3 protein-coding genes are annotated in these 14,456 nt (G+C 62.5%); all 3 read left to right on the top strand.

What is annotated here, in order from left to right:
- The 3 genes from ACWNZ1_RS14090 to ACWNZ1_RS14080 are packed head-to-tail and all read left to right on the top strand — an operon-like array spanning window position 1 to window position 14,449.
- A complete protein-coding gene (locus ACWNZ1_RS14090; RefSeq protein ID WP_456027702.1) occupies window positions 1–9,024 on the top strand; it encodes an amino acid adenylation domain-containing protein in 9,024 nt (3,007 codons plus the stop codon).
- Window positions 9,024–12,809: a non-ribosomal peptide synthetase gene (locus ACWNZ1_RS14085; RefSeq protein WP_456027701.1), complete on the top strand. Its 3,786-nt coding sequence runs from the start codon at window positions 9,024–9,026 to the stop codon at window positions 12,807–12,809. Before ACWNZ1_RS14090 ends, ACWNZ1_RS14085 begins: the two co-directional genes overlap by 1 nt.
- Window positions 12,806–14,449 carry a cyclic peptide export ABC transporter gene (locus tag ACWNZ1_RS14080; protein ID WP_135845990.1) on the top strand — a complete coding sequence of 548 codons (1,644 nt, stop codon included), beginning with the start codon at window positions 12,806–12,808 and terminating at the stop codon, window positions 14,447–14,449. Before ACWNZ1_RS14085 ends, ACWNZ1_RS14080 begins: the two co-directional genes overlap by 4 nt.
- Window positions 14,450–14,456 lie beyond the last annotated feature (7 nt).

Genomic DNA, 14,456 nt, shown 5'->3' with positions numbered 1-14,456 from the left:
ATGACGCAACAAGCTTTCCTGGAGATTGCGCAGCGGCTGGCTTCCTTGCCCGCGGACAAGAAAAAAGTCTTTCGCCAGCGCCTGGCCGAGAAGGGCATCGATAGCTGGCGCCTGCCGATCGTTCCCGTCGTGCTCGGCGAAGGTGAGCACATGCCGTTGGCGCAGGCGCAGCGGCGATTTCTGTCGGCGGAAGCCCTGAGTGGTCGTGCCCTTTACAATCTGTGCTCGGTACTGCGTTTTGACGGCCGCCTCGATGGCGAACGTTTGCAACAGGCCATGCAGCAGTTGACTGATCGTCATCAGATCCTGCGCACCCGTTACACCACCGATTCCCAAGGCCAGATGCAGCCCCATTGTGAGTCGCAACAAGTGCCGCTGCCAACCGTCGAACCGTTGACCCTGGCTGCTTCTGAATACGAGCAGTGGTGCGCCGATGAATACGCCCGCCAGCTCGCCGAGCCCTTCGATCTCGCTCAATCGGCGCCTTGGCGCTGGCAAGCCTTCAGCGACGCGCAAGAGCAATCGACCTGGTTGTTTTTCACCATTCACCATGTGGCCTACGATGCCTGGTCGGCTCAGCAACTGACCCTTGAACTGGCCGAGGCTTACCGGGCGCTGGCATTGAATGAGCCGGCCCGCCAACCCGAATTGAGTATCCAGTACGCCGATTACGCCGCCTGGGAACGCGAGTGGCTGGACAGCGAAAGCTGCCGGCAGCACATCGACTTCTGGCGCAGCCAACTGGCGGATGCGCCGGCGCCATTGGCATTGCCCCTGGATCGACCACGCCCTGCGCCTGCTCAACGCCGCCATAGCGGCGCGGTGCTTGCCCGGGAGCTTTCACCGCAGCTGACAGCGGCGGTAGAGGCCGCCATTCGCGGTCATGGCGTGACGCTGTACATCTACGGCCTGACGGCCTTCAGTTGCCTGCTGTCGCGCTACAGTGGCGAGCATGACCTGTGCCTGGGCACCTCGGCGGCACAACGTGATCGTCCAGAACTGGTGCCCTTGATCGGCCCGTTGCTCAATACCCTGGTGATCCGTCAACGCCTGCACGATAACCCGGACTTCGCCAGCGCACTGCTGCGCACCCGTGACACCGTGGCGGCAGCCTTCGATCATCAGTTGCTGCCTTTCGAAAATGTCCTCGAAAGCCTTGACCGTTTGCGTTCGAGCCCGCTGTTCCAAGTGATGTTCGTCCAGGTCGATTTACCCGAAAGCCGCACCCTGACATTGCCCGGTGTCGCGGTTGAAGTGCTCGACCCGCCGCAGCGCCATGCACGCTTCGACCTTACGCTGCGCCTGGTACGTACCGCTGACGCGCGCCTGCGCTGCGAGTTGGAATACAGCGACGAATTGTTCGACGCGGCGACGGTTGAGCAGATGCTGGATGACTTGCTGGCGATTTTAAAAGAGGCATCAAGCAATCCCCAGCGACGGCTGGCCGAACTGCAACTGGTTTCGCCGCCGAGTGAGGTGCGCGGCCCAGCATTGGGCGCGCTCCCCATGCCGCTGGATCAGCAGGTGCTTCATTGGGCAACGTACACGCCGAACGCGGCAGCCTTATGCAGCGCTGGGCAAATCGTCGACTATGCCGCGCTCGGTGCCGCGACCCGTGCACTGGCCACGCGACTGGCCGGGCAGGGCATCGGCCCGGGCCAGGTGGTTGCGCTGTGCATGCCGCGTTGCGCGGAACAACTGCTGGCGATGCTGGCCTGTTGGCAACGCGGTGCGGTGTGTCTGTTTCTTGACCCGGTGCAGCCGCCACAGCGACTTGCGCAGTTGCTGCAAGACAGTGGCGCGACCCTGTGGGTGACACTGGCCGAGGCCCCTGAAATGGACGCCGACCTGGCGCGCCTGGTACTCAGTACTGCCGACTTGTCCGCGCTGGCCTCAGAAGATGGTCTGGGCGAGAGCCTCAGCCAGCCGCACCTGCCTGCATACCTCATTTATACCTCGGGCTCGACCGGTCAGCCCAAAGGTGTCCCGGTCACTCATGGCAACCTGGCGCATTACGCGAGCGCGATCGGTCAACGCTTGCAAGCGAAGCCGGGCAGCCGCTGGGCGACGTTGGCGACCGTGGCTGCGGATCTGGGGCTGACATGCGTGTTCGCCGCGCTGAATGCCGGCGACCCGCTGATTTTGCCGCCCGCATCGTTGACCTTCGATCCGCCCGGCTGGGCTGACTTTCTCGACGAGCAGCCCGTGGATTGCCTGAAGATTGCGCCGTCGCACTTGCGCGGGCTGTTGGCGCTGGACGATGCCCGACGCGTCTTGCCCAGGGACGTATTGATCCTGGGCGGTGAGGGTTTCGATCACACCTTGTTCGCACGGGTGCGTGAACTGGCACCGCAACTGCGCATCTTCAACCATTACGGGCCTTCGGAAACCACGGTCGGCGTGATCTGCGGGGAAATCCAGGGCCTCGACTCGCTTGACTCGGGTCTGTATCTGCCCTTGGGCCAGCCGTTAGCGGACTGCCATTTGCGCATCGTGGACAGCAATGACGTGGCGGTGCCGCTGGGTGTCGCCGGCGAGCTGCTGATCGCAGGCCCTCAGGTTGCCCAGGGCTACCTCGGTCAACCTGAGTTGACCGACCAGGTATTTGGCTCCACTGCCCAGGGGCAACGCTTTTATCGCAGCGGCGACCGGGTTCGCCTGGATCGCAGTGGGCAACTGGTGTTCCTGGGGCGTCAGGATGATCAGGTCAAGATCCGCGGTTTTCGCGTTGAACCGGGCGAGGTCAGTGCCTGGCTCACTGCTCAGCCCCAGGTTCGCGAAGGGGCGGTGCTGGCCTGCGAGGTGAAAGGGCGCACGCAACTGGTGGCGTATCTCAGTCCCGCCTTGGCAACCGAAGCATTGGCGGCCCTGCAAGCCGAGGCCAAGCGTCAATTGCCGGAACACATGGTGCCCAGTCATTGGTGGGTACTGGATACGCTGCCGCTTACGGCCAATGGCAAGCTGGATCGGCGGGCATTGCCTGAGCCGACCGAGACCGAGTCGGCCGCTGCATCCACCCGGCCACCGATCGGCGCCACGGAACAGCGCCTGGCGCAGCTGTGGTGTCAGATTCTCGATTGCGCGCACGTCGGACGCGAGGATGATTTTTTCGCCCTCGGCGGTGATTCGATTCTCAGCTTGCAATTGATCGGCCTGGCTTCGCGCGAAGGACTCAAGTTGCAACCCCGCGATGTCCTGCAACATCCCACCCTGGCGGCCATGGCCCTGTGCATCGATGGCCGGTTGAACCCGGTGTTGCTCAGCGTCCTCGCGGCTTTTCGCGAGTTGCTTGAACAGCCTGGCCTGGGGCCGGACGCCGACTTCTTTGCCGAGGGCGGGGATTCGATCCTCAGCCTGCAATTGATCGCGCGTCTGCGCCAGGCCGAACTGCGCCTGATGCCCCGGCAATTGCTGGAGAACCCCAGTGCCCGGCAACTGGCCGAGGTTCTGACGGCCTCAGCGTCGCAGGCTGTTGCACCGACGCTTGCCAGCGAAACCTTGGCGCCGCCACGTGCACTGTCCCACGCCCAGCAACGGGTGTGGTTCATGCAACAGCTCGATCCGGCTGCAACGGCTTACAACGTTACGCAGTTGCTGGCCTTGCGTGGTGACCTGGATGTGCCTCGACTGCAACGCGCTTGCCAGACCCTCGTCTCGCGCCATGACGCGTTGCGCTGCAGGTTTTTCGAAGAGCAAGGGCAAGTCTGGCAGCGCCTGGATGAGACGGCCGCTGCAATCTTCAATGTGCATGACCTCCAGGACCCGGATGAATCACAACAGGCCGCAGCCATTGCCGGGGCCGCCCAGCGGGTTTTTGATCTTGTGCAGGGGCCGTTGCTGGCCATCGATGTATTTTGTGTGGCACCGGGTGATTATCGCTTGCTGTTCAATGTCCACCACATTGCCGTGGACGGCTGGTCCATGGGCTTGTTGGTCGAGGACTTTGCGCTGATCTACCAGGACCGGGCCACGCCTGCGACTACCGGATTGTTGCCATTGATCGAAGCGCAGCGGCGAGATCTGGAAGGGGAGCAGGGCAGCCAGTTGCTGGCCTACTGGCAACAACGCTTGCAAGGTCTGAGCAACGAACCGCTGGAACTGCCCGACCATTGCACGCGCCCGGCGCTGCAGGCATACGCTGGCGCCCGCAGCGAGCTGGCCTTGCCCGTTTCGTTGAGCGCGGCGGTCGAGACCCGGGCCCGGGCACTGGGTGTCACGCCCTTCGTGCTGTATTTCGCCGCCTACCAACTCCTGCTCTGGCGTCATGGCGGGCGCAAGGATTTCGCCATTGGCTTGCCAGTGGCAGGGCGCGAATCGGCCGAGAGCCAGGCATTGGTCGGTTTGTTCGTCAACACACTGGCGCATCGGGTGCAGATTGATCCCCGGCAAAGCCTGCAATCCTTTATCCAGACCCTGAACGGGCAGTTGGCCGATGATTTGTCCCATCAGGCGCTGCCGTTCGAGCAACTGTTGGACATGCTGGATGTCGAGCGCAGCCTGGATCGCACGCCGGTGTTCCAGGCCATGTTCAACTATCAGGCCGACCACCGCGATTCGCGCAGCCTCAGCCTGCCGGGCGTCAGCGTGCAAGCACTGGCGTTGCCGGACGGCGTGGTGAGTGCCAAGTTCGACCTGACGTTCAATCTGTTCACCCAAGGCCGCGGGCCCGATGCGCGTACCGGCTTGATTGTCGAATACGCGACGGCGCTGCTGCGCCCCGACACCACCCAACGACTTGTCGAGGATTACCAGGGATTGCTCGCCAGCCTGGTCAGCCTCGATCTTCAGCAGCGCTTGCTGGAAGTCCCCCTCGGCTCAGTCACTACCTTGGCCACGGCGGGCACGTCCATGCACTTGCACGGCGAGGCCGATTTTGTCACGCGCTTTGAAGTGCAGGCCGCCGTTCATCCCGAGCGTATCGCGGTGTGCTGCGCTGATCGCCGCTTGAGCTACGCAGAGCTGGATGCTCAAGCAAACCGTCTGGCCCAATGGCTGCTGGCGCAGGGCGTGGGGCAAGAGTCGACGATTGCCTTCTGCCTGCCTCGGGACGAAAGATTGCTGGTGTGCCTGTTGGGGATCCAGAAGGCCGGCGCTGGCTACCTGCCGCTCGACCCGGCTCATCCACCGGCACGTCAGGCGCAGATTCTCACCCGGGCGCGGCCGCAATTGCTGCTCTGCGATACGCTGTCCGCGGACATTCCTGGGCACCTGCGCTGCTGCCTATGGGCGGACCTGCCATTGGCGCAGTTCCCTGCACAAGCCCCGGCCTTGGCGACGACGCTTGAGCAGTTGGCTTACACGCTCTACACCTCCGGATCGACCGGGCAACCCAAGGGCGTGCAGATCAGTCGAGGGAATTTCGCCAACTTCCTGCTGGCCATGGAAGAGGCGCTGCCACTGGAAAACGTGCAGCGTTATCTGGCCCTGACCACCGTGACCTTCGACATTTGCGGCCTGGAGCTGTGTCTGCCGCTGGTACGCGGCGGCACCGTGGTGTTGGCCGATGATGACGAACGACAGGATCCCCTGTTGCTTGGGCGATTGATTCAGGACCAGGCCGTGGACCTCATCCAGGCCACCCCGGCGACCTGGGCGATGCTGCTGCAAGGCGATCGCAAGGTGCTGGCCGGGCGTGTGGCCCTGGCCGGTGGTGAGGCGCTGGCGGCGGAAATGGCGACCGAGCTCAGGCAATGCGTGGCTCACCTCGTCAACGTCTACGGCCCGACAGAAACCACGGTGTGGTCCACCCAGACGCCGATCGATGCCCTGCAATTACCCGTCGCGCCCATTGGCCGGCCATTGCTCAACACCCGTTGCCACGTCCTCGATGAGCACTTGTGCGAAGTGCCTCCCGGCTGCGTGGGCGAGCTTTATATTGCCGGTGACGGCCTGGCCCGCGGTTATGCCGGGCAGCCGGGGTTGACCGCCGAGCGTTTCATTGCCGATCCGTTCAGCCGCGACGGCGGGCGTTTGTACCGCACCGGCGATCTGGCGCGTTGGCAGCCCGATGGGCAGTTGTATTACCTCGGCCGCACCGATGACCAGATCAAATTGCGCGGTTATCGCATCGAACTGGGGGAGATCGAGGCCGTGCTGCTCAGCCACCCCGAACTGCTGCAGGCGGTCGTGGCCGTGCAAGGCGAGCATCTGGCCGCCTTCTGGGTCGCCAATCCTGACAATCCACCTGACGCAGCCTCTATCCGCACCTACTTACAGGGACGTTTGCCGGCCTACATGTTGCCGACGCATTTGCAGGCGCTGGAACAACTGCCCCTCAATACCAATGGCAAGGTGGATCGTAAACAGCTGCCGCGCTTGCAGTTGGAAATCTCCAGCGCGGGTGTTGCTCAGCGCGCCCTGACGACCAGCGAGGCGACGCTGGCCGAGGTCTGGGCGGCGGTGCTGAACCTGCAACAGATCCCTGCCGATGGGCACTTCTTCCAATTGGGCGGGCATTCGCTGATGGCGGCCCAGGTGCGTGCGCGCTTGCGTGAACAGGGCTTTGAAGTGCCGTTGCGCTGGCTGTTCGAAACGCCGGTGCTGGCGGACCTTGCACAGCGCATCGAGGGCCTTGCGCATCATCTGGATCTGGCTTCGTTGCAGATCCCTCAGGTCGACCGGCAGTTGGACCAACCCTTGTCCTCGGCGCAGCAACGCGTCTGGTTGATGCAGCAGCTGGATCTGGCCGACAGCAGCTTCAACATGAGTAGCAATGTACGTTTGCGCGGACCACTGGACCGCCATGCCCTGGAGCGTTCATTGCTCCGGCTGGTAGACCGCCATGCCATCTTGCGTACCACCTATCACCAGCGTAACGGCGAGTTGTACCAGCGGATTCACGGGCAAATGTCGGTGGCGTTGCAAGTGGTCGTGTCGAGCGACGCGCAGTGGCCGGACGATGCCCGCGATATTGCGCTGCGACCGTTCGACCTCGCCAGCGAGGCACCGCTGCGGGCGGTTCTGTACCGCCTCGGCGAACAGGAACATGTGCTGCAACTGGTCATGCACCACATCGCCTCCGATGGCTGGTCCGGCGCCGTGCTGGTGGATGAACTGATCCAGGGCTACGAAGCCTACAGCGCGGGTGTGCTGCCGCCACAGAGTGAACTGGCGATTCAGTACATCGACTATGCCGTATGGCAAGGTTCGGCGCCGGTACAGCTGCGTCAGCGTGAAGGCCTGGACTTCTGGCGGCAGACCCTGGCCGGCATTCCGGCGCAGGTGCCACTGCCGTTCGACTTCCCCCGTCCGGAGCGCGACAGCGGCACCGGGGCGGCCCTGGACTTCCAGTTGTCAGCGGCCACGGTTGGCCGGCTGAAGGCTTTCGCGCAGGACAGCGCAACGTCGCCGTTCATGGTGCTACTGACGTGCTATGCCGCCGTGCTGCAACGCGAAACGCAAGGCCGTGATCTGGTCATCGGCACGGACGTGGCCAACCGCGACCATCCGGCCACTGAATCGCTGATCGGCTTTTTCGTCAATCTGCTGGCCTTGCGTATCCGTCTGCAACCGGAACTGAGTTTCCGTGAGCAAGCGCAGCAGGTCCGGGAGACCTGCCTGCAAGCGTTTGCCTGGCAGGACACGCCGTTCGAACGTGTCGTCGAATGCCTGGAGCTGCCACGGGTGGCGAATGTCCACCCGCTGTTGCAGACGTTGTTTGTCCTCGACAACACGCCGCGCCAGCAACGCCAACTCGGCAGTTTGCAGGTCGAGCCACTGACGGGCGAGCAGCACCATTCCAAGTTCGACATGGCCCTGTTCGCCAGCGAAGACGACGATGTGTTCAACCTGCGCTGGGTGTACCGCACCAGCCTGTTCCGCCCGGCTACGGTCGAACGCTTGCGTGATGCCTTCGAGTCGCTGCTGGACATGGCCCTCGGCGCACCGGACAACCCAATCGATACCCTGATTCCGACTCCAAAAGGAGCTGCTGCAATGTCCACGGACAATCCGCTGCAACGCAAAATGAGCAAATTGGGCAAGATGCGCCAGAGCGGATCGCCCGTCACCCGCGAGCCCTTTGAAGCCCGACCGTTGCGCGAAGGTTCGAAGTTCCCCCTGCTGATTCAACTGCGTGATCGCGAGCTGGCGCCGGCCATTTGGGCTGAGGCCAACCGTGAGAAGGTCGAAAGCTGGTTGCGCGAGCACGGTGGCATTCTCTTGCGTGGTTTTGATTTGCCGACACCGGCGGATTTCGAAGCCTTTTGCCAGGCGCTGTGTCCGCAGTTGTATGGTCAGTACGGTGACCTGCCGAAGGAAGAGGGCGGCAAGAACATCTACAAGTCCACGCCCTATCCCAAGGATCGGATGATCCTGTTCCACAACGAGAGTGCTCATCAGCATCGCTGGCCGCGGCGCCAATGGTTCTATTGCCAGACACCCGCCACTTCCGGTGGCGCGACCCCGATCGTCGACAGCCGTCAGGTTTACCGTGAACTGCCGGCCTGGCTGCAAGCGAATCTGCGTCGCAAGCAACTGATGTATGTGCGCAATTTCAGCACCAGCCTGGACGTCAGTTGGCAGCACTTCTTCCAGACCCAGGAGCGCGAGCAAGTCGAGCGGATCTGCCGTGAGAGCAACATCGATTTTGAGTGGCGCGGCGCCAACGATCTGCACACCCGTCAGGTTTGCCCGGCGGTGATCCTGCACCCGCTGACGGGAGAGGAGAGTTTCTTCAACCAGATCCAGCTTTATCACCCGGCCTTCCTCGATGCCGATGTGCGCGAGCAGTTTTTACGCGATGGTGAAACGGCGATGCCGAGGCAAGTGTTCTACGGTGACGGTTCCGAGCTCGAGCCGAGTGCCATCGAGGCCATCAACGCCGCCTACGACCGTTGTGCCGTGCGCTTCGACTGGCAGCAGGGCGATGTGGTCATGCTCGATAACATGCTGGCGGCGCACGCCCGGGATCCGTTCGAAGGCGAGCGCAAAATAGTGGTGGCCATGGGCGAAATCTATGGTCGTGATCAGGTCATGGCTGCGCCGGCGCAGACCGAAGAGACACCCGCAGAGTTGAAACCATGATGGACCTTGGACTAACGCTTTCACCTCAACAAAAACAACTGGCCCAGGCCAGTCCGCAAGCCTGGCGCTGGGTTCGAATGCAACTGTCGGGCGTGCCCGAAGGCATTCTCGAACAGCGACTGCGTGACTGCTTGCGGCAGCATCAGGCACTGCGCCTGCGTTACCAGCGCCCGGTCGGCGCCACGGGATTGCGCCAGCGTGTGGTCGAGCCCCTTGAGTTGCGCCTGAACTGGCGCCAGGGCCGCTCAGGTGACGGGCATGATGAGCAACAGTGGCTGCGTGAGGCCCAGGCGCATTGCCTTGCCGAACAACCCGATGTGTTGGCCTGGTTACTCGACGATTGTCTGCTGTTGGCGGTCCCGGTGTATTCGCTGGATCAGCGCAGCCTGATCCAGTTGCAGGAGCAATTGCTGGGGCGCGCCGCGTCGTTTGAAAGCGAACCCATGCAGTACGGCGAATACGTCGAATGGATCAATGGCCTGCAACTGGACGAGGATGCCGAGCAGGGTGCGCAGTTCTGGCGCAACCTGGCCTTGCAGGACATTCCGGGCATGCGCCTGATCGAGCGCTATGGCATCGCCAGTGGCAACCATGCCGTTGTTCGGCTAAAGCTTGCGCAGACAATGCCAGCGGCGTTGACGGCGCTGGCCGAGCGCGAAGGCGTGGCGGTCGAAGCACTGGCCCTGGCCGCCTGGGGCTCATTGCTGGGCAGGCTCAATGGCCAGCAGCACGGCCAGTTGGGTTTGCAGCACGATCCTCGCGATGACTATGAAGAGCTCTCGGGGGCCTATGGGCTGTTCGAGCAGACTCTGCCGATGGTGGTGCGGGTGTCCGAACACAGCACCTGGATCAACCTGGCCCGGCCAGTGGCCCGGCAACTGGAAAACGCGGTGGCTTGGCAGGAATATGTCGGTCAGGCGCAGCTATTGCCCGAGTGGCGTGCCAGTTTTCAGGCTGGGCTGCGCGTCGTGCATGCACCGCTGCTGGGGGGGCTGCAAGTCCTGTCCTTCGACACCCCGGTCGAACTGCAATTGCAACTGACGCTCGATGCCCAGGACAGTGGGGAACTGACACTGGCCTATGACCGTGGTCTGTACCGTGAAGAGCAGATGCAGGTCTTGCTCAAGCGCTTCGCCCATTGGCTCGAGCAATTGCTGCAGTCGCCCAACGGCCTCATCGCTGGCGTTGATCCGCACTTGCCCGAGGAGCTGCTGGCGTCGCCGACGCGTCCCGCCCTGGCGCCGGATCTCGATATCGTCGCCACCGTGCGCGAGCACGCCCGGACACAACCGGATCGGCCGGCGTTGCGCTATGCAGAGCAACTGTTCTCTTACGCCGAACTCGATGCCTTGAGCGATCGTGTGGCCGGCAGCCTGCGTCAGGCCGGTGTCGGCCAGGAACACGTGGTCGGCCTGTATTTGCCCCGTGGCGCGCAGATGCTGATCGCGATGCTGGCCTGCTTCAAGGCCGGTGCTGCCTATCTGCCTCTTGATCCTCAACAACCACCGCTGCGGCTGGCCGACATTATCGAGGATGCCCGGCCGGCCCTGTTGCTGCACGTAGAGGGGCTGCTGCCTGACACTTCGGTCGACACCCTGTGCTGGTCGCAGGCCTGCATCGGGCCGGTGTTCGATTCGCCGGTGCAGGGCTCGGCGCAAGACCTGGCCTACGTGCTCTATACCTCGGGCACCAGCGGCAAGCCCAAAGGTGTGCAAATCGAGCAAGGTCAATTGCGCCATTACGTCACGCAAGTGACCCGCGCGCTCCAGTTGCCCGAGGCGGGGCATTATGGCCTGGTGTCCTCATTGCTCGCGGATCTGGGGAACACTGTGCTGTTTCCGGCCTGGTTGCAGGGCGGTTGCGTGCATGTGCTGGAGCAGTCCACCGTGACCGATGCCCGGGCGTTCGCCGAAGAACTTCAGCGCTACCCATTGGACGTGCTCAAAATCGTTCCTTCGCACCTTGAAGCGCTGATGGGCGAGCACGCTCCCAACGGCATTCTTCCACGCCAGGTCCTGGTACTGGGCGGAGAGCCGCTCAGTGAGCATTTGCTGAGCCGTCTGGCCCAAGCGAAACCGGCCTGTCGCCTCTACAACCATTACGGTCCGACAGAGACCACGGTTGGCGTGCTATGGCGGGCGATCGATGTCAGCCAGGGCGTGAGTGACAGCGCCTTGAATCAAGTATTGGGTGATAACCGTATCCACTTGCTCGACGACCAGCAACGAGCGGTGCCGTCAGGTCAGGCCGGGGAGTTGTGCATCAGTGGCGCCAGTGTCGGGCGCGGTTACGTGGGCGGTGTCGGTGGCAGTGCCTTTGGTGTCGATCCGCTCAGCGGCCGCCGCCTGTATCGCACTGGTGATCTCGCTTTGCGCCAGGCCGATGGTGCCGTTCGCATTCTGGGGCGTAATGATCAGCAGGTGAAAATCCGCGGGTTTCGCCTCGAGTTGGCGGAAGTCGAACAGGCATTGTTGGCCCAGCCGGGGGTATTGCAGGCCGCTGTCTTGCTCGACGGCGAAGGCGACCATGGGCGCTTGCTGGCTTTCGTGGTCAAGGACGACGCTCGGTTGCAGACGACTGAGCACCTGTACGCCGCCCTGGCTCGCCAGCTACCGGACTACATGCTGCCCAGCGGTATCCTTGCGCTCAAGACACTGCCACTGAACAGCAATGGCAAGCTTGATCGCAAAAACCTGCTCGAGCGTGCCAGGCAGCGCTTGCAGAACACCCGCGTGGCGCCTGTCGGCGAGCTGGAAAGCGCCATTCTGGGCATCTGGTGCGAGGTGCTGGGTGTCGACGACCTGGGGGTGACCGACAACTTCTTCAATGTCGGCGGGCACTCGCTGGCGGCGATCAAAGTGGTGTCGCTGATTCGCGAACGGCTGTCTCTGGAGTTGCCGACCAATCTGCTGTTCGAGCGGCATACCGTGCGTGATCTGGTTCATGGCCTGGGCAACGGCGACAGCGGCGGCCCATGGAAAGTCTTGAATGACGCGGATGAGCATTCGCCGGCCCTGCTGCTGGTGCACGGGGCGCAAGGGCACCTGCAGGCGTATCAGCCGCTGGTAGACAATCTAAGTGGTAAAGTCGCGGTCTTTGGTCTGGCCGCCCTGGAAAAGGGCTGGGATGAGGGCACCATGGACGGGCTATTGCAGCAATACGTGGCGAGCATTCCCGTCCATTTGAAACAGCGTCCACTTGTGCTGCTGGGCTGGAGCCTGGCGTCGCGGCTGGCATTGATGCTGGTGCCCCATCTGCAAGCCCACGGCTTTAACGTCGAAGGGCTTGTGGTACTCGACCACGATGCGCAGCGCAGCCTGGCCGGCGAGGGCGATGAAGCAGGCCAGTTGATTGCAGATTTTGCTTTCTACTGCCGCACTCACGCCCAGCCAATCGGTGAGTCACTGCGCGAGCGTTTGACGGGCCTGTTGGCGGGTCTGGACTATGCCGAGGGGGTTGCCCGGTTGCTCAACGATGACCAGGTGCGTGCGCATCTGCAATGGCGAGCCGCCGATGCTGATTTGCTCACGCTATTGGCTCAATATCGCTCGATCAAGATGCGCTTGTATGAGCAACCCTTGCCCATCGTCGATGTGCCGCTGTGGCTCTGGCGCGGTAATGCCCATGCCGACTTGCGTGCTCAGTGGCAAGGGCATACCCGGCAAGCTGTTCGCCAGTGGACACTGGACGTAGGGCATCACGAGATGCTCGCAGAGCCGCGATTGGTCGAAAGCCTGTTGCCTTTACTGTTGCAAACCTCTGCCAAGGTGGTGTCTGCCTCATGATCCTATTGAAAGAACTGTTGCACGACGCTCGATGGCGCATTCTGCTGGCGATTCTGAGCAGCGCCTTGAGTGCGGCAACCAGTATCGGCCTGATCGGGTATATCAATCGCAGCCTGGAGCACGGACTCGATGATATCGGCCGGGGCTTGTTGCTGTTCGGTGGCCTGCTGATCCTATTGTTCATCAGTGGTGTCACGTCGCAATGGCTGCTGGTGCAGATCGGGCATCGCCTGGTTTACCAGTTGCGCCTGCGGCTGGTGGGCAAGGTGTTGGGCACCGCACTGGAGCGCATCGAGCGGCTGGGCAGCCCGCGTATCTACAACGCCCTGACCAAGGATGTGACCACCGTCGCCACGGCGTTCAAGCAGTTGCCGATCTCCTTGTACAACGGTTTGCTGTTGCTGGCGGGGCTTGCTTACATGGCCTGGCTGAGCATGCCGTTTTTTTTCCTGACCCTTGGGGTGATCGCCCTTGGGGTGGGGCTTGATGTGTTGCTTGGGCGCAAGGTCAAGACCTTGATGCAGGCCGTACGGCAACAGGACGACCAGTTGACCGAGCAGTTCGAGGCTGCCATCCAGGGGCGTTGCGAGTTGGGCCTGAGCCGGGAACGCCGGCACCTGCTCTATGAACACAAGCTCGAACCCATCGCGCGGGCCTCGCTGGATGCGTCGGTACGTGCCGACACCTTGTGGGCGGTGAACCTGAACTGGACGACACTGCTGGTGTTCGTACTGATCGGTACGCTGTTCTTTCTTGGCCAGGGGCTGGGGTTGCTCAGTCAGCAGGTCGTAGTGGGTTACGTGCTGGCAATCATGTTTCTGCGCACGCCGATCTCGATGATTCTGGATGCCATTCCTGCGGTCATTCGCGGCCATGTCGCCTTGCAGGCCATCGATGCCCTGGCGCTGGGTGAGACGGTGCAGTTCAAGACACCTGCGCAAGCGGCGCAACCCTTCGGCGAGTTGCGCCTGTCAAACGTGCATTATCGCTATCCCGGGCAGAGCGATGAGTTCGCGTTCGAGCTGGGGCCGATCGACCTGACGATTCGTCGCGGTGAGCTGATTTTCATTGTCGGCGGTAATGGCAGCGGCAAATCGACCCTGGCCAAGCTGCTGACCGGGCTCTACGTGCCGACTTCGGGGCAGGTTTCGCTGAATGGTGCGGTACTCGATGCCAGCACCAGTGAGTGGCATCGAGAGCATTTCGCCGCCATTTTTGCCGACTTCTATCTGTTCGCCGATGTGCTGGGCGAGGCTGGCAATCATGAAGGGCTCGAGGCTCGAGTGGATCACTATCTTGCCCGCCTGGGGCTGGCCCATAAAGTCGAATTCGCGGCCGGGCGGTTGTCGACCACCGCGTTGTCCCAGGGCCAGCGCAAGCGTCTGGCACTGTTGCTGCTGATGATGGAAGGTCGGGAGGTGTTCCTGCTGGACGAATGGGCGGCCGATCAGGATCCGGTGTTCCGCCATGTGTTCTACAACGAACTGCTACCCGAGTTGAAGGCGGCCGGCAAGACGGTGATTGCAATCACCCATGACGACCGCTATTTCGATGTTGCCGACCGAGTCTATCGTCTCGACTACGGCCATCTCGTGGACTACGACCGAACGACAGAGAACCCTTTTCAACTGGCGAAATAGGGTTGCC

Source organism: Pseudomonas sp. CFBP 5748 (assembly GCF_053850495.1).
Note: the sequence above shows the minus strand (reverse complement) of the source record. Positions and strands in the feature narration are given on the sequence as shown.

Excerpts from the sequence above, each read along its gene's own strand:
- ACWNZ1_RS14090 (WP_456027702.1), top strand. The coding sequence starts at position 1 with ATGACGCAACAAGCTTTCCTGGAGATTGCGCAGCGGCTGGCTTCCTTG.
- ACWNZ1_RS14085 (WP_456027701.1), top strand. The coding sequence starts at position 9,024 with ATGGACCTTGGACTAACGCTTTCACCTCAACAAAAACAACTGGCCCAG.
- ACWNZ1_RS14080 (WP_135845990.1), top strand. The coding sequence starts at position 12,806 with ATGATCCTATTGAAAGAACTGTTGCACGACGCTCGATGGCGCATTCTG.